The sequence below is a fragment of the Acidiplasma cupricumulans genome, from assembly GCF_001402935.1.
Lineage (GTDB): Archaea > Thermoplasmatota > Thermoplasmata > Thermoplasmatales > Thermoplasmataceae > Acidiplasma > Acidiplasma aeolicum.
On sequence record NZ_LKBH01000251.1, the window covers coordinates 1 to 906 of the forward strand.

Below are 906 nucleotides of genomic sequence, written 5' to 3' on the forward strand. Positions count from 1 at the left end.
TAAAATATTCATATGTGTAATATTTTCAAAAATCCAATATATTATAATTAAATAAATAGAATGGCTTATATCCATGATTGCTATTTTTAGTTATGGAAAGGATACTGGTTCTGGATGCCAGTGAGAGCCTTGGATTTAGATTTTCCAAGGATTATACCGATAAATATGAAATCATGCCATTATCCAGTGAGCATGGGCTTTATTCCCTGTTAAAATCCATTGAGAACCTGAATGATGATTTTGATTTTGTCATTAATAATTTTGAGATATCATATTATAATAGAAACACCGATTTGTTTGATTTAAATTTTAAAATGCAGGATATAATCAATGAAAAATTCAGATCCGCAAAAAAGATTTATATATCAACACAGATGGTATATTCATCATCCGGTGATAAAAAATCTGAGTCTGATAAAACTGAACCTGAAACATATTATGGAAGAACAAAGCTAATGGGTGAGGCCGAGGCAAAAAAGGATAATGATTATATTATATTCAGATCGGGTTTAATATATGGTAAATGTATTAAAAACATATATACGGACATACTTGTTTCACTCAGGGGAAGAACACCGTTGAAACTCGATAATAGCATAAGAATTAATCCAACACTGAACCGTGATGCCTCAATGGCAGTTGAGGCAATAATAAAATACAGCGACAATGATGTATATAATCTGGCATCACCTGATAATATGACGCTTTATGATTTTGGCAGGACCATTGCAGGGACACTTAATGTTGATAATTATAATTTCATAAAAATAAACAGTTCTAATTGTTATAATTACGATGTATCGTCAGAAAAAATTGAGAAAACTCTTAATTTTAAATTTTCAACATTGAACCTCATGAATTTTATGACATTTCTCAGGTAAATACTTTGTTTGTCTTTAAATGGCA

The 906-nt window shown here is 30.0% G+C and carries 1 protein-coding gene; it reads left to right on the forward strand.

Annotation, left to right across the window (positions count from 1 at the left end; translation table 11 throughout):
* Positions 1-92 precede the first annotated feature (92 nt).
* Positions 93-881 carry a sugar nucleotide-binding protein gene (locus AOG55_RS06725; protein WP_055041066.1) on the forward strand — a complete coding sequence of 263 codons (789 nt, stop codon included), beginning with the start codon at positions 93-95 and terminating at the stop codon, positions 879-881.
* The last annotated feature ends 25 nt before the right edge of the window (positions 882-906 follow it).